The 15,629-nt window shown below is 68.4% G+C and carries 8 protein-coding genes and 2 pseudogenes; 5 read left to right on the forward strand and 5 right to left on the reverse strand.

Annotated features, from left to right (window positions below; genetic code table 11):
- Positions 1–269: 269 nt before the first annotated feature.
- Positions 270–3,080 (forward strand): helix-turn-helix transcriptional regulator, encoded by a 2,811-nt coding sequence (locus J2Z30_RS31150; protein ID WP_052701582.1) that lies wholly within the window; start codon positions 270–272, stop codon positions 3,078–3,080.
- Positions 3,081–3,120: 40 nt separating this feature from the next.
- Positions 3,121–4,779: a flavin monoamine oxidase family protein gene (locus J2Z30_RS31155; protein ID WP_044575080.1), complete on the forward strand. Its 1,659-nt coding sequence runs from the start codon at positions 3,121–3,123 to the stop codon at positions 4,777–4,779.
- 86 nt (positions 4,780–4,865) lie between these two features.
- On the opposite strand, the gene J2Z30_RS31160 is transcribed toward J2Z30_RS31155, so the two are convergent.
- Positions 4,866–6,275 (reverse strand): class I adenylate-forming enzyme family protein, encoded by a 1,410-nt coding sequence (locus J2Z30_RS31160; RefSeq protein ID WP_044575077.1) that lies wholly within the window; start codon positions 6,273–6,275, stop codon positions 4,866–4,868.
- A 79-nt stretch (positions 6,276–6,354) separates the two neighbouring features.
- Positions 6,355–6,960, reverse strand: coding sequence for a thioesterase II family protein (locus J2Z30_RS31165; protein ID WP_245388621.1), 606 nt, complete (start codon positions 6,958–6,960; stop codon positions 6,355–6,357).
- 376 nt (positions 6,961–7,336) lie between these two features.
- On the opposite strand from J2Z30_RS31165, the gene J2Z30_RS31170 reads away from it, so the two are divergent.
- From J2Z30_RS31170 to J2Z30_RS31180, 3 genes are read left to right on the forward strand one after another with little or no spacing between them, the layout of a single operon-like run.
- Positions 7,337–8,353, forward strand: coding sequence for an ABC transporter ATP-binding protein (locus J2Z30_RS31170; protein ID WP_078956876.1), 1,017 nt, complete (start codon positions 7,337–7,339; stop codon positions 8,351–8,353).
- The gene (locus J2Z30_RS49970; protein ID WP_245388622.1) at positions 8,350–9,831 is read left to right on the forward strand and encodes an ABC transporter permease; all 1,482 of its coding nucleotides are present in this window, start codon (positions 8,350–8,352) and stop codon (positions 9,829–9,831) included. Before J2Z30_RS31170 ends, J2Z30_RS49970 begins: the two co-directional genes overlap by 4 nt.
- 34 nt (positions 9,832–9,865) lie before the next feature.
- Positions 9,866–10,804 (forward strand): ACP S-malonyltransferase, encoded by a 939-nt coding sequence (locus J2Z30_RS31180; protein ID WP_044575071.1) that lies wholly within the window; start codon positions 9,866–9,868, stop codon positions 10,802–10,804.
- A gap of 22 nt (positions 10,805–10,826) precedes the next feature.
- Here the strand turns inward: J2Z30_RS31180 and J2Z30_RS31185 are convergent, their stop codons facing one another.
- The 3 genes and pseudogenes from J2Z30_RS31185 to J2Z30_RS51820 all read right to left on the reverse strand — a co-directional run.
- A complete protein-coding gene (locus J2Z30_RS31185; RefSeq protein WP_052701581.1) occupies positions 10,827–13,445 on the reverse strand; it encodes a tetratricopeptide repeat protein in 2,619 nt (872 codons plus the stop codon).
- 191 nt (positions 13,446–13,636) lie between these two features.
- Positions 13,637–13,753 (reverse strand): annotated as a pseudogene (locus J2Z30_RS31190) (DUF397 domain-containing protein); the annotation flags it as partial.
- Positions 13,754–13,934: 181 nt separating this feature from the next.
- A pseudogene (locus J2Z30_RS51820) lies at positions 13,935–14,463 on the reverse strand (DUF5753 domain-containing protein); the annotation flags it as partial.
- Positions 14,464–15,629 lie beyond the last annotated feature (1,166 nt).

The following is a 15,629-nucleotide window of genomic DNA, read 5'->3' on the forward strand; positions in this document are numbered from 1 at the left end:
AACGGCACTGCTAGAGTGCGCATCCACCCCATACCCGTGACCCCGGGTTGGCATGCCCAACCAGGCCGGGTGGGGGCGGGGAACAACGCGACATAACGCAGAGCAGCGATGCCGCCGCACAGGGTGCAGTAACGGAAGGGATAGGGGACCCGAACAGCGGCACGGTATTTTCAACTCTCGGGGGACGATGCATTACCAGGTGCGCCATGCACGGTGATTCGCTTTCAAGACCCCTGTGCACACGGAAAATCGGGGAAGGTGTTTCGTACGTGTTGGTGGAGCGCGATCAGGAGATGGCCCGGCTCAATCGGCTCCTCTTCGAGGGCGCCCGCGAGGGAAGTCGGCTCGCCGTTATCAGCGGCGCCGTGACATCGGGAAAGACCGCACTTCTGCACACCGTGACCGATATGGCGGGCGGACGCGGCGTCCGGGTACTGCCCGCGGTCGCCTCCGCCTCGGAGCAGAAGTTCCCCTACGCCGTGCTCGAGCAGCTCTACCAGGGCATGCCGACCCGTCTTCAGCCTTCCCGGCCGCGCCCCGGTCTCGAGGCGCTCCGCGACCCGAACGGCCCGGACCAGGCCGAGCTCCCGCTACTCCAGGACTTCCACCGCACCCTCGACGAACTGACCGGCGACGCCCCCCTGTTGATCGCCATCGACGATGTCCAGTTCGCCGATCTGCCGTCGCTGCGCTGCCTGGCGTACGGCATCCGGCGCTGCCGCTCGGAGGCGCTGTCCGTCGTGGTGAGCCGCGGGTCGCTGACCGGCCCCGCCGCCACCGCCCTGGACGAGCTGCTGCACGAGCCGAAGGTGTGCCACGTCCGGCTCGCCCCGCTCACCGTCGCGGGCGTCTCCACGCTGCTGACCGAGGAGTTGGGCACCGAGGAGGCCGGGCGCCACGCCGCCGCGTACCACGAGATGACCGGCGGCAATCTGCTGCTGCTTCGCGGTCTGCTGGACGACCGGTTCTCCCGCCTCACCCGCGGCCCCCTCGACCCCGCGCCCGGCACGGACGCCCCGGTGGCCGGGGAGCTGTTCCGGCAGGCGGCGCTGTCCTGCGTCTACCGCGGCGGCCCGGCCCACCGCCGGGTGGCCCACGGGATCGCGCTGCTGGGTGACGCCACGTCCGTTCCCCTGCTGAGCAGGCTGATCGAGGTCGAGGAGCGGCTGGTCCGGCAGTCCGTCGCGCTGCTCACCGAGGTCGGGATCCTGCACGGCGGGCGGTTCCGCAGCGACGCGGTGCGCACCGTGCTCCTGGACGACCTGGAGCTGCACGAGCTCGGCCCGCTGCACCACCGGGCCGCCAGGCTGCTGTACGAGGAGGGTGCCGACCCCATCGACGTGGCCCGCCATCTGCTCAGCCACGAGGGGTCCGAGCCGGTCGAGGAGTGGATCACGCAGGCGCTGTGCGACGCGGCCGTACACGCCATCGCCGCGGACCGCAGGGAACTGGCGATGAACTGCCTCCAGATGGCCGACCGTTACACCACCGACGAGCGCGAGGCGCTGCAGCTCCAGGCCACGATGGTGCAGGCCATGTGGCCGTTCAACCCGCTGTCCCAGATGCGGCGGCTGCAGTCGCTGGCCGGTCCGGCGGGCAGCGGGCTGCTGCCCGCCCCCGAGACCATCCCGGTCGTCATCGGGCTGCTGGGTCTTGGCCGGATGGACGAGGCGGCCGCCGCGCTGAAGCAGCTCAGCCGGGCCGCCGCCGAGCACCCGGGCACCGATCTTGACACCGGGCTGCGCGCCATCCGGCTCGCCCTGTCCTCCACCTACCCCGACCACCCGGAACTGTGGCCCTTCCTGGACCAGGGGGAGGCCGACGACGGCCCGTGGGACGTCCCGCTGTCACCGGACCAGACCCCGGAGTCGCCCCATCTGACCGCGTTCCGCGCGCTGCGGACCGTACTGAGCCACGGGGTCGACGAGCGCGCCGTACGGGCCGCGGAGCGGGTGCTGGAGACCGTCCGGCTCTCCGACCGGACGATGCTGACGGTGCACGCCGCGCTCCAGACGCTGGTGTACGCCGACCGCCACGCCACCGCCACCTCCTGGTGCGACCGGCTGATCGAGGAGACCTCCGAGCGCGGCGCCAAGGCGCTGCTGGCCTACTTCTGCGTGCTGCGGGCCCAGATCGCGCTGCGCGTGGGACGGCTGCGGGACACGGTCCGGTACGCCGAGCGGGCGCTGGAGGAGCTTCCGGCGCGCGGCTGGGGCGTCACCGTCGGCATGCCGCTGGGGATGCTGATCAACGCCCACACCGCGATGGGCAACCATGACGCGGCGGCCGAACTGCTCGCCCGCCCGGTGCCGGACGAGATGTACCGCAACCGGTTCGGGCTGCACTACCTCTACGCACGGGCCCGGCACCAGCTGGCCACCGGCCGGCAGCACGCGGCCCTCACCGACTTCCGCGCCTGCGGCGAGAAGATGGCCGACTGGGGCCTGGACTCCCCCGCCACCCTGACCTGGCGGCTCGGCGCCGCCGAGACCTGGCTGACGCTCGGCGGCCAGGAGCGGGCGGCGCGGCTGGCGGAGGAGCAGCTGGAGCTGGCCGGGGAGTCCTCCTCGCGTACCCGGGGCGCCGCGCTGCGGGTGCTGGCCGCCACCCGGCCGCGACACGAGCGCATCGCGCTGCTCCAGCAGGCGGTGGGGGTGCTCCAGGCGAGCGGCGGCTGGTACGAGATGGCGCGGGCGCTGGCGGACCTGGCGGAGACGCATAAGCAGCTCGGCGATCTGGACACCAGCCGGCTGATGACCCGTCGGGCCCTGCGGCTCGCGGACAGCTGCGGCGCCGACGAGCTGTCCCGCTCATTGCAGCGCACTCCGGCCCGTTCGGCCCTGTCGGAGGCGACCCGTACCGGAGAGGATACCGCCGCCTTTTCCGAACTCTCCGACGCAGAAAGTCGAGTGGCAGCACTAGCAGCTTCCGGCTACACCAACCGCGAGATCGCCGCTAAGCTTTTCATCACGATCTCCACGGTGGAACAACACCTGACCCGTGTCTACCGGAAGATCAACATCAGCCAGCGCCGAGAACTGCCCGCGAGCCTGGATTTCGATGTCGCTTATACCGCCTGATCTCCCCGCGAAGCCGCTCGGCCCCAACGAGGTTGATGCCATGACGTGCGCCACCGCGTCCGCCACGACGATGCTCGTGCCGGATTTCCCCTTTTCCTACGACAGATGGCTGTCCCATCCAGCGGGTCTGGGCGCCCTGCCTGCTGCGCTGCACGGAACCGAAGTCGCCGTCATCGGCGGCGGGATGTCCGGACTGACCGCGGCCTATGAGCTTCTACGACTAGGGCTTTCCCCAGTTCTTTATGAAGCGGAGCAACTGGGCGGCCGGATGCGCTCCACGCCCTTCCCCGGTAATCCGGAATACAAGGCGGAGATGGGCGCCATGCGCTTTCCCGTCGCCGCCCGATCGCTGTTCCATTACATCGATCTGCTGGGCCTGTCCACTCGTCCTTTCCCTAATCCTTTGGCACCGGCCACCGCGAGCACGCTGATCGACCTGAACGGCGGTCAGGACCGGGCGCGCACCACGGACGAGCTCCCGGACGTCTACCAGGAGGTCGCCGACGCCTGGGACAAGGCGCTCCAGGAGCGGGCCGACCTGGCCACGCTGCGGGACGCCATCCAGCGGCGGGACGTCTCCACGCTGAAGACCGTATGGAACTCGCTGGTCAAGGAGTTCGACGACCAGTCCTTCTACGGCTTCCTCGCCACCTCCTCCACCTTCCAGTCGTTCCGCCACCGGGAGATCTTCGGTCAGGTGGGCTTCGGCACCGGCGGCTGGGACACCGACTTCCCCAACTCGGTGCTGGAGATCCTGCGTGTCGTGGTCACCGAGGCCGACGACAACCAGGTGGGCATAGTCGGCGGCTCCTCCCAGGTGCCGAACGGGCTGTGGGAGCACCGGCCGGAGACGCTTCGGCACTGGCCGCGGGGCACCTCGCTGGCCTCGCTGCACGGCGGCCGCCCCCGACCCGCGGTCACCCGGCTGCGGCGGACCGCCGACGGCATCCGGGTGACGGACGAGAGCGGCGAGGAGCGCGAGTTCCCCGCGGTGGTCTTCAGCCCGCATGTGTGGACGCTGCTGAACCGGGTCGACTGCGATTCGACGCTGTTGTCCACTCCGCTGTGGACAGCGGTGGAGCGCACCCACTACATGGGCGCGTCCAAGCTGTTCGTCCTGGTCGACCGGCCGTTCTGGCGGGACACCGACCCGGCCACCGGCCACGACGCGATGAGCATGACGCTCACCGACCGGATGCCGCGCGGGGTCTATCTGTTCGACGACGGGCCCGACCGGCCCGGCGTGATGTGCCTGTCGTACACCTGGAACGACGACTCGCTGAAGGTCGCCACGCTCTCCCCCGAGGAGCGGCTGGAGACGCTGCTGACCAAGCTGGCCGTGATCTATCCGGATGTGGACATCCGGTCGCACATCATCGCGGGGCCGCTGACCGTCACCTGGGAGACCGAGCCCCGCTTCATGGGGGCCTTCAAGAACAATCTGCCCGGCCACTACCGCTATCAGCGGCGGCTGTTCACCCAGTTCATGCAGGACGGGATGGACCCGGGGCAGCAGGGCTTCTTCCTGTGCGGGGACGATGTCTCCTGGACGGCCGGCTTCGCCGAGGGAGCGGTGACCACGGCGCTGAACGCGGTGTGGGGCGTGCTCCGCCACCTCGGCGGCACCACCCATCCGGACAACCCCGGCCCCGGCGATCTCTTCGACAGCTTCGCGCCGCTGGAGCTTCCGTACGACTGACGGCCGCGGCGCCACGCACAGGGGGAGCCGATGCGCGCCGTCGGCTCCCCCCTGTCATGTCTCAGCCCTGGGGCTCAGCCCGGGTCTCAGCCCCGGGCGAGCTGCTCGAGGCGGCGCTTGTCCGGCTTGCCGTTGCGGTTGAGCGGGAAGTTCTCCAGCACCTCGACCCGGTTGGGCTGTTCGTAGACCGGGAGCACCTGACAGAGCCGCTCCCGCCAGTGCCTGGCGTCCCGCAGCTCCTCGTCCTCCACGAAGAAGACCAGCTGCTCGTCACCGGCGCGGCGCTCGTCGGGGAGCGGCACGATCCGGGTGGAGATCTCGGCGAGGGCCGCCTTCCGCTCGATCAGCTCGGGGTAGAGCGTGTAGCCGGAGCGGTGCACCGCGAACTTCCGCCCCAGGACGAAGAGGTTGTCCTCCTCGTCGAGGTAGCCGAGGTCGCCGGTGGACTGCCAGCCGGTGGGCACGGCGTCGATGGTGCCGTCCGCCGCGAGGTGGCCCTCGAGCGCGTCCGGGGTGTCGACCTCGATCTCGCCGGCCTCACCGGGGGCGGCCGGGTGGCCGTCCTCGTCGATGACGCGCAGCTTGATGCCGTCCATGGCCCGGCCGCAGGAGACCGGGTTCTCCAGGGTGGCGAAGGCGATGTTGCCCAGCTCGGTGCTGCCGTAGCTGTCCAGCAGCGGCAGCCCGAATTCCGCCACGTAGCGCTCGGAGAGGGCGCCGTCCAGCGGTGCGGCGCCCGAGCAAAACATCCGGACGCCCTCCAACTGGGCCCGCAGCGAAGGCTTCCGGCCGACCAGGTTGAGCATGGTGCGATAGCTGGACGGGGTGGCGTCGATCACCGTGGCGCCGGTCCGCCCGGCCATCTGGACGGCCCGGTCCAGCCGCTTGTACGGGGCGATCACCAGCGAGCAGCGGGTGAGCCAGGCGATGAGCACCATGGACAGCCCGTACTGGTGGGCGAAGGGCAGCAGCGGCAGCAGTACGTCGTCCGGCCGGTGCCCGACCTGGGCGGCGTTGCGCTCCAGGTTGGTGAGGAACTTGGCGCCGGACTTGACGGCGCCCTTGGGCTCGCCGGTGGAACCGGAGGTCCACATGACCAGGCCGTCGCGCCGGTCGGCCCAGGCGTCGAAGTCCAGCTCCCGGCGGTTGAGCGGGCGCCCGGCGGCCGGGGCGATCAGCTCGTAGAGGTTCACCGTACGGATGTCGTCGTGGATCGGGGCGTCGTCGTCCACGAAGGCGATCGCGGCACCGGTGCGCCCCGCTATCCGCCGGGTCTCGTCCGGGTGCTCCTGCTGGTCGATCAGGACGATGGAGGCTCCCACGTGCATGAGCGCGAACAGCACGCTCACGTAGGCGGCGGAGTTGCCCGCCTTGAAGATGACGCGGTCGCCGTGGGTCACCCCGTGCTCGCGGATCACATCGGCGACGCGCAGCGCGTCCAGCTCGAAGTCGGCCAGGGTCTGCACCGAGTCGAGCGCGTAGATCTTCGCGGTCATCGAACGTACTCTTTTCCTTTTCGCTCAGGAGTACGGGCAGCTTCGCTCAGGAGTACGGGCAGCCCTGGGCGGGTCCCCCCTAGGCTCCCTGGTCTTCGGCGCCGGCTTCCCACTCGGCGTCGACGGGGACTTGGGAGAGCAGCTGGTCGTGCACCAGGTTGACGACCTCTCTCCGGCTCGAGTCGAGGTAGTAGCGGGAACCGGGAAACACCTCGAGGTCGAATCGTCCGCTCGTCCGCCGCCGCCAGGCCCGTACGCCGCGCAGCGGGGTCTTGGGGTCGCCCTCACCGGCGAGGGCGACGATCCGGCAGCCGAGCGCCGGGGGCCCCAGGGTCATGCCCCAGTGCGCGGTCCGGCCGGAGACGAACAGGGTCAGCAGCGGCGTCCCGGTCTCCCGTTCCAGGCGCTCGGCGACGCGGTAGGCGAGATCGGCGCCGGCCCGGTGGCCGAAGAAGGCCAGCGGGCGGTCCATCCACTCCCCCAGCGCACCGAAGATCCGGTCCGCGAGTTCGGCGGAGTCGGTCAGCCGCTCATCGTCCTCGAGCCCGGCATACAGGGGGTACTGGATCGCCAGCACCTCCACCGTGGGCAGCAGAAGCTCGGACAGTGAGAGGTAGTACGCGGTGGAGTGGGCGGATTCCGGGAAACAGATCAGCCGGAAACTGCTCGGAGTTTCCGTTTGCAATATCCGAATAAGGCCCACATCATCGGGCTTGATCTGGCTCAAGGAGTACATCCCCGCGATTGCACTGAGGGGCCGGGCACGAGTGCACGGTGGGGCGCGTCGACCACGCTCGTCCGAGATGCTGACTCCGTGAGGCTATGAGCCCTTCTCCTGGGCCACAACCCCTAGTAACCGCTATTCGAGGTACGCGCTATATGCGGGTACCGCGCCCGTCCCGACGTGGCGCGGGACACAGCTGGGCGCCCCCTAAGGCCCCCTCACCCGTGCCACTACCCCCTAATCTGGGGGCAGTTAGGGGCCAGGAGTCAAGCCGTCGTGTTAAACATGTGCAAAGTAATGGTCTCCTCAAGCCAATTAAATCGGTGCGACGACAGCGATGAACACAACACGTCCTATTGATTTCGCCGTCGTTGTCGACGGCTTGGTCAAGAAGTACCCCGGCCGGCCCGTTCCGGCTGTCGACAATCTCAGCTTCACCGTCAGGCACGGCGAGGTCTTCGGCTTCCTCGGGCCCAACGGAGCGGGTAAGACCACCACCATCGGCATCCTGACCACCCGTGTCGCGCCCAGCGGCGGACGCGCCTTCGTGCAGGGCGTCGACGTGGTGCGCAGGCCGGCGGTGGCCCGGCAGTCCTTCGCCATCGTGCCGCAGCGCAACAACCTGGACCGGTCACTGACGATCCGTCAGAACCTGACCTTCCACGCCGGCTACCACGGTCTCCCCCGCTCGGAGCGCAACCGCCTGGCGGACGAGAGCCTGGAGTGGGTCGGCCTCGGCGACCATGCCAAGGCTCGGGCGGACCAGGTCTCCGGCGGTCAGGCGCAGCGCGTGATGATCGCGCGGGCGCTGATGCACCGCCCCCGAGTGCTGTTCCTGGACGAGCCGGCCACCGGCCTCGACCCACAGTCCCAGATCTTCGTCCGCGACCGGGTCGCCGAACTGAAGACCCGTGGCGTCACGGTGGTGATCACCACCCACGACATGGAGGAAGCGTCCAAGCTCTGTGACCGGATCGGCATCGTCGACCACGGCAAGCTGCTCGCTCTGGACACCCCCGAGGCGCTGACCAGCCGGATGAGCAACACCGCGCTGACCGTCACGGTGCGCCCGCCGCACAGCGGGATGAACGGCGTGGTCCACATGGTGCAGGGCCTCGGGGTCGCCGAGCGGGTCGAGGTGCTCGGTGGTGCCGAGGACGACATGGGCGGGGCCGCGGCCGTCAACGACGGCACCTTCCGGATGAAGGTCTACAGCAACGCGCCGTCCTCCGTGCTACTGCCCACGGTCATCAAGGCCCTGACCGACACCGAGTGCGAGATCAAGGACCTGAATGTGAGCAAGGCGAGCCTGGAAGACGTCTTTGTCGACCTGACGGGGAAGGAGATGCGATGAGCTCCTCCTCACGACCCACGTCATCGACGGACGGGGCCCCCGGCGGCAAGGCCGGGCAGGAGAACCCCGCGACCGGCGCGGCGACGCCCCCGCACCAGGGCGGCGGCCAGGGTTCCGCCGGCCGGGGCGGTGAGCGGTCCGACGCGACACGCAGGCCCGTCGACCCCAGGACCCCCGGCGCCAGGCCGGACGGGTCCGGGGCCACCGATCCGCGGAGCGTCGACCCCAACCCCGCCGAGGACGACGGCTTCGAGGACACCCGGACCGTGCTCGTACGGTCCAAGCCGTCCGCCCCGCGTCCCGGCCCCGGTCCCGGCCCCGGTCCCGGGGCCCAGCCCCCGCGTCCGGGCGCCGAGGTCCAGAGGGCCGCCCCGAACGCGCCGGTCAAGCACGAGAACCGGCCGCACGACCCCCGGCACCACGAGAGCCGGCCGCAGGAGCACCGGCACCACGAGCCCAGGGGCATGGGCGCCCCGCACGGCGGCGACATCGGCGACACCCTGACGCTGGTCATCAAGCCCATACCGGCCCCGTCGGCGACCCAGGCCGCACAGGACGCCAAGGCCGCGCTGAACGCGATCATCGCGGCGGCGGACGCCCGTTCGCCGCTCGTGGAGCCCGAGCCCGAGCCGCAGCCCGAATTCGAACTCGAACTGCCCGACGCCAAGCGGCGCAGCGGGCGTCACCGGCGCCGCGCCAACCGGTGGCGGACGTTCTTCTTCATCCTGTGGCGCGACATCTTCGTCACCGGCCGCGAGATGGGCCCCTTCCTGGGCCAGGTCATCGTGGAACCGTTCTTCATGCTGTTCGTCTTCGGCAAGGTGCTCGGCGAGATCGGCTTCACCCAGCCCGGCTTCCAGCAGGTGCTGCTGCCCGGTGTGGTGGCGCTCAACAGCTTCCTGGTCGCCCTGCAGAACACCGCGCTGCCACTGGCCATCGACTTCTCCTGGACCAAGGAGATCGAGGACCGATTGCTCGCGCCCATCCCGGTCGCACTGGTGGCGGTGGAGAAGGCGGTCTTCGGCGCGATGCGCGGTCTGATCGGCTCGCTGGTCATGATCCCGATCGGTCTGGCGCTGCTGGACGACGTCTCCTGGCCGCTGGAGAAGATGCCGGTGACGCTGGGCATCCTCAGCCTCGGCGGACTCGTCGGCGGCTGCGTCGGCCTCACCCTGGGCACCCTGGCGCCCGCGCGTCACATCTCCATCGTCTTCGCCATGACGCTGACCCCGATCATGTTCACCGGGGCCACGCAGTTCCCGTGGCGGAGCCTGGAGACCGTCCGCTGGTTCCAGGTGCTGTGCACCTTCAACCCGCTGACCTACGTCACCGAGGCGATGCGCGGACTGCTGCTGACCCCCGGACCGAAGACTCCGGAGTCGATCCCGCTCTGGATCTGCTTCTCGGCCATCGCGGCGGCCATCCTGGTCTTCGGGACGATCGGTATCCGGGGCTTCAACCGCCGGGCGCAGGACTGAGCCACGGCAGGACTTGAGAGTAAGGCACCACACCATGACGGCATCCGAGCAGCCGAAGACAGCCATCGTTTTCCCGGGCATGGGACCCTCCGGCTTCTCCGAGGTGGGCAGGTTCCTCACGCTCGACCCGTTCGCCCGGAAGCGGCTCGCCGAGGCCGACGAGGCGCTGGGCTACTCGGTCTTCGACCGGCTCCGCGACTCCGAGGACGACTACTCCGAGGCCACCCAGATCGCCTTCCTGGTGAACTCGATGGCCTCGGCGGACCGGGCGGAGCAGGAGCACGGCCTGGTCCCCGACCTGTGCGTGGGCCCCAGCTTCGGGCAGAAGGCGGCCGCGGCCTACGTCAGTTCGCTGCCGTTCCCCGAGGTGGTGCGGCTCACCGCGGAGCTGGCCCGCTGTGAGCACGCGTACTTCGCCGAGGAGTACCAGGACGCGGTCACCCACACCTTCGTCCGCACTCCGCGGGAGAAGCTGACGGAGATCCTCACCGAGCTCGGCGAGCGCGATGAGTGGTACGACTACTCCGGCTATCTCGACGACGGCTTCTTCATGGTGTCGCTGCGCGAGACGGAGCTGGAGTGGTTCAAGAAGGCGATCAGCCAGGCCGGCGGCTACTCCATGTACAGCATGGTCCCGGCGGTGCACGCGCCCGCGTTCGCGGAGCTGCGGCGCCGGGCCGCCGAGGAGATCCTGCCCAAGTACGACATCCTCGACCCCAAGCTGCCCGTGGTCACCGACCAGGAGGGCACCATCGTGACCACGGCCGACGGGCTGCGCACGATGCTGCTGGACACCTTCGATCTGCCGATCCACTGGCCGAAGGTGGTGGACACGCTGAAGGGCGCCGGGGTGTCGAAGATGTACATCACCGGGCCGGACAACCTCTTCCACCGGCTGGACCGCACCAAGTCCAACTTCGAGGTGGTGACGGTGGGTCCGGGCAAGCGCTCACGGCCCGCGCGCAAGCGCTGATAACGGCGTTCGCCCCCGCACCTCAGGGGTGGTTACCGGTTTCCCGGAAAATGGTGAGGGCCTTCGTTCGGGCGTGGATCGCCTTCTTGAATTGTCCCCTCGCCAACAGAGCGTTGCTGAGGTTGTGCAAGGCTAGGCCCTCAAGGTGGCGGTCGCCGGTTTCCCGGAAGATGTTGAGCGCCTTCGTTTGGACGTCGATGGCTTCCTTGAATCGCCCCGCCTTCGACAGAGTGGCGCCGAGGTTGTGCAATGCCAATCCTTCACGGTGGCGATCGCCGAGGTCGCAGTAGATGGCCGCAGCCCGGGTGTGAGCGTCGATAGCCTCGCTCAACCGTCCCATCTCGCCCAGAGGCCGACCGAGATTGTTCAGCGCTTGGCTTTCACCATGGCGGTCACTGGTCTCACGGAAAATAGCGGCGGCCTGGGTGTGAGCATCGATGGCCTCGCCGAACCGTCCTACCTCGACCAGAGCCAGGCCATGGTTGTTCAGCGCAACGCCTTCACGGTGGCGATCGCCGGCCTCACCGTAGATCGCGGCGGCCTTGGCATGAGCGTTGATGGCCTGGTCGAACCGCCGCAGCCCGACCAGAGCCCGGCCAAGGTTGTTAAACGCGAGTGCTTCACTGTGGCGGTCACCGTGGGTGCGAAAGATGGTGGCAGCCGCCGCATGGTATTCGACGGCCCTTTCGAACTGCCGCAGCTCGGTCAAGACGCCGCCAACGTTGTTCAGCGCATGGGCAGCATCCCGGCGGTTGCCAGTCTTATTGAAAATGGTGGCCGCCTGGGTGTAGGCGATTAGAGCATCGTCGAACCGCCGCAGCCCAGTCAGCGCGCTGCCGAGGTTGCTGAGCGCATGCCCTTCCTTCTGGCCGTCGCCGGTTTCATGGAAAATGGTGACCGCCTGGGTATGCGCGGTGATGGCATCGTCGAACCGCCGCAGCCCAGTCAGCGCGCTGCCGAGATTCGTCAGCGCCCCCGCTTCACCGTCGCGGTCCCCAAGGCCGCGATAGACGATTGCGGCCTTGTCGTGGGCGTCGATGGCCTCGCCGAACCGCCGCAAACCGGCAAAGGCAAGACCGAGCTGGTTCAGCGCCACTGCCTCACCGCAGCGGTCATCAAACTCACGACAAATGGCCAGGGCCGTCGTCGTGACGGTCACCCAGGCATCAAAGGCATAGCAGTCGTGGAGGTACCGGGTAAGAGCATCCGCAAGGTCGAAGCTGGTTTTCTGGAGGCCGAATTGCGGAGCGGCGGTGACGGTGGCAACGAGGTTAGGGCGTTCGGCATCCAGCCAGGCCAGCGCGCCATCGCGGTCCGGAAAGCAGGCCGAGGGGGTGCCGCGTCGCGTGTCCAGATGAGTGCTGGCGGCCTCCGCGGTGGTCTGGTAGTAGGCAAAGAGACGGGAGCGGGCCACGTTACGTTCATCGCTGTCGGCGTGGAGGCGGCCCCTCTCGTCGGCATACAGGCGCACGAGGTCGTGAAACCGCCAGCGGCCCCAGACGTGTGCAGGTTCGAGCAGGTGGGCGCGGGCCAGGTCTTGAAGGAGTCCCTCCACCTCGTACAGGTCGTCGTCGGCAAGGTTGGCAGCGCTCTCGGTAGAAAGGTCGTCGCCAGGGTTGAGCGACAGCAACCGGAACAGGCGGGCCTGTTGGTGGCCGAGGTGCTGGTGGGAGAGATCGAAGGCAGCGCGTACCGCGCGCTCCTCGCGGCGGAGCCGGTCCAGCCGGCGGTGCTCTGCTTCAAGGGCCAGAGCCAGGGAGACCAGCGGCCGCTTAGGAGCATCAGCCAGTAGGGCGGCTGCGATACGCAGGGCCAGCGGCAGGCCGGCACAAAGCCGGGCGATGGCTTTCGCGTGCTCTGGCTCGTCCTGCACACGGGTGTCGCCAGGGCCAAGGGCGTTGTGCAGGGCTTGGTTGAGCAACTCGGTGGAGGATCGCACGTCGAGGACGTCGAGGTCGTGCAGACGGGCGTCAACGTCCAGAGTGTGACGGGAGGTGAGCAGAGCAGCGGTGGTGCCGTCGGTGGGCAGCAGAGGGCGAGCTTGCTCCTCGTCGGAGGCGTTGTCGATGACGACCAGTATCCGCCGTCCCTGTTCCGCGAAGGCGGACAGCACACTGCGATACAGCCGCGTACGGTCCTGTAGACCATCGGGGATGTGTTCGCCGGGCATTCCCAGAGCCCGTAACAGACCGTCCAGGGCGTGGTCTGGAGGCAGTCGGCGTTCCCTGTCGTAGCCGAACATGTCGACGAACAGCACGCCGCCGGGAAACCAGCCCGGCTCCTTCAACGCCCGGGTGGCTGTCTGTACCACCAGTTCGGTCTTGCCAACGCCGGCCATCCCCGCCACCGCCGCCAGCAGCGGTGCTTTCCGCTGCTCCCTGCCGGGAGCGAGGCCCTCGAGTAACCGCTCAACCTGCTCCTCACGACCGGTGAAAGTGCCGGACGCTGGAGGGAGTGCGGACAGCGCCGGGGTGACCTGCGGCGGCAACTGTACGGTGATGTCCCGCCCCTGGATCACGGCGTGGAAGAACACACCACCAGTGATTGTGTTCGACGCCGCCCCGCTCGCGCCGTCCCGCCCGATGGCATTTGCCTCGGCCATGCCGCTCAGCCCTGTGGCGACGGGCTCAGCCCCGTCCACGTTATCGGATCCATCTCGCACCCCCGTTGGCACATCGGTTGCTCACCGACGGTAAACACAATAGGGGGGCCGGCACCCGGGTTGGAACAGGTTGACAGACCGTGTAACGCCTGCGTAGACCAGCTGGGCACACCATGACGACGGCCCCCGGTCCGGGGGCCGATCGCTTGGGTGGCTGGTTGCCGGCTGGGTCAGGTGGCGGGGAACTCCCCGTGCCTGACGGCAGAGACGAACGACGACCAGGCGGTCGGCTCGAACATGAGCGCCGGGCCGTGCGGGTCCTTGCTGTCAGGGGTTGGGGGTACCCCTCTCCAAAACGTTTGCCAAATTAGTTGCTTCAGATCAAGCGTTTTATCGAGGGGTGCTCGGAGGGGCCGTCAGTCCGGTATCGGCCCCAGCTCCCGAGCGCAGGTGCCGCCACCGGCGCTCGCATCCACCGGCCCGGCGCCCGGCGACGCGGCGCGAGCCCCCCGCCCCCGCCGCCGCTGCTCAATTGCGCCGAAGGCGCGAGACGAAACCCGCACCCGACCGAGCCGAGAAGCCCATACCGACCTCAACCGAGACCCGATCCTGAACCGAGACCCGCACGACTGAGGTGCTTTCCCGTTCAAATGGGCCCCGCTGGGCGGACTCCGCGTATGACATGAGCGAACGGTCCGACATCGTCAGGATATAGAGCGGCAGGTCGAACGGGCGGCGCGCCCCCATGTCGAACAGAGCGACTTGGAGCACAGTGTTCGGCAACTCGGCGAACTCGACCAGCCGTGCGAACTGGGCGTCCATGACGAAGGGTTCGCCGATAGGCCGACGGACACAGGCTTTCGTCCAGCATCACGAAGAGCAGCGGCGGGGCATCCGGACGAGTGCGGCTTGCCGCTCCGCGACAAGCGTCACCGCTCCGGCGTCTGGAGCAGACCGGGGATGACGCCCCTTCGTACTGCCGGATCTCCGCTGCCCGGCCCTCGTGCCCCACGTACTCGGGGACAAGCGTGGCCGCCATGCCAGTGCCCCGCCATCGCGACCACAACAACCCCGATCGATTCAAGCTCCTCTGAACACGACGACGGCCTGTACGACCCCCCGACGTCTTCACCGCCAACCCGGCACGAGCTTGAAGTCAGAGCATAGATGGCGCCGCTTGTGACGAAGCGCACAATGTGACGGTTGGTAGTGATTCAGGAGTCGTTTCTTGAGGTGGTTTGTCGCTACGAGGGCTCGGCGGATCAAAATGTGGTGACTGCCTGTCACCACATTGGCCGAGTGGGTAGGGGCGTGCGTCGGCCACCGTCTTCTCGGAATCTCCTTCGATACGTATTCTCGGGCCCGCGTTCAAGGGCTGCCGCGCGTCTGAACCGGGGGGTTCAAGCGAGTTCGCTTCGCGCAGCCCTGATTCCGTTTCACTTCATGGGAGGGGACACGTATGACCAGCAGCCGGAGGTCTGGTTTAGCCGCCACGGTGGCAACGGCGTGACGATCACCAACTCGGTACGCGGACCCAGTCACGTTGTCCAGCAGTGGAACGGAAACATGCACACATCGGCACAACATTCCGCCCTCCCGCGCCGTCGGCCGGGAGCACGCGGGTCGGCGCTCGCTCTCACCGTGCTGATGTTGTCAGCGGGCGCCCTCACCACTGCGTGCGGCGCCGATGGGGATGACTCGAGCGCTGCCACGGCATCGCCCACCAGGGCTTTAAATGCCGCGGAATCACCTTCCTCATCGGGCACTGGCGAACCTTCCGCGTCAGCGGAAGGAAGCTCTCCTACTCCTCAGACGGCTGAGCAAAGAGCGCAGGAGGAAGCGGGCAGAGAACGAGCCGCAGCAGCTCCAAGCGGTGTTCCGGTTACGCCGGGGGAGCCCAAGGAGAATGGGCACTTCAGGCATCCCGTGAAGACCCAGGGGGACGTTACGGTCTTCAAGCCCGTCCGCAGCGGATCCGCTGTGACCGTACCGATAAAGATCACCAACCGTGGTGATCAACGTGCGTTCTACGAGGTCGCTGTCCGCGTTACCGGCGATCACGGATTTGATGCGACGGTTCGCATGAAGAGCGAAGCGGTCGGCCTGTATCCCGGGACTTCGTGGCCCGCCGAACTCACCGCACGGGATCCTGGGAGCCCGGTCCCGGACAACCCTCAAGTGACCATCGTGAGGAGCACGAAGTCAAGGCATCTCCGCTGATGC

Source organism: Streptomyces iranensis, assembly GCF_017874715.1.
Lineage (GTDB): Bacteria > Actinomycetota > Actinomycetes > Streptomycetales > Streptomycetaceae > Streptomyces > Streptomyces iranensis.

What these genes read in the sequence shown, in the direction of transcription:
- J2Z30_RS31155 (WP_044575080.1), top strand. Translation starts at nt 3,121, where the DNA reads ATGACGTGCGCCACCGCGTCCGCCACGACGATGCTCGTGCCGGATTTC.
- J2Z30_RS31160 (WP_044575077.1), bottom strand. Translation starts at nt 6,275, where the DNA reads ATGACCGCGAAGATCTACGCGCTCGACTCGGTGCAGACCCTGGCCGAC.
- J2Z30_RS31170 (WP_078956876.1), top strand. Translation starts at nt 7,337, where the DNA reads ATGAACACAACACGTCCTATTGATTTCGCCGTCGTTGTCGACGGCTTG.
- J2Z30_RS49970 (WP_245388622.1), top strand. Translation starts at nt 8,350, where the DNA reads ATGAGCTCCTCCTCACGACCCACGTCATCGACGGACGGGGCCCCCGGC.
- J2Z30_RS31180 (WP_044575071.1), top strand. Translation starts at nt 9,866, where the DNA reads ATGACGGCATCCGAGCAGCCGAAGACAGCCATCGTTTTCCCGGGCATG.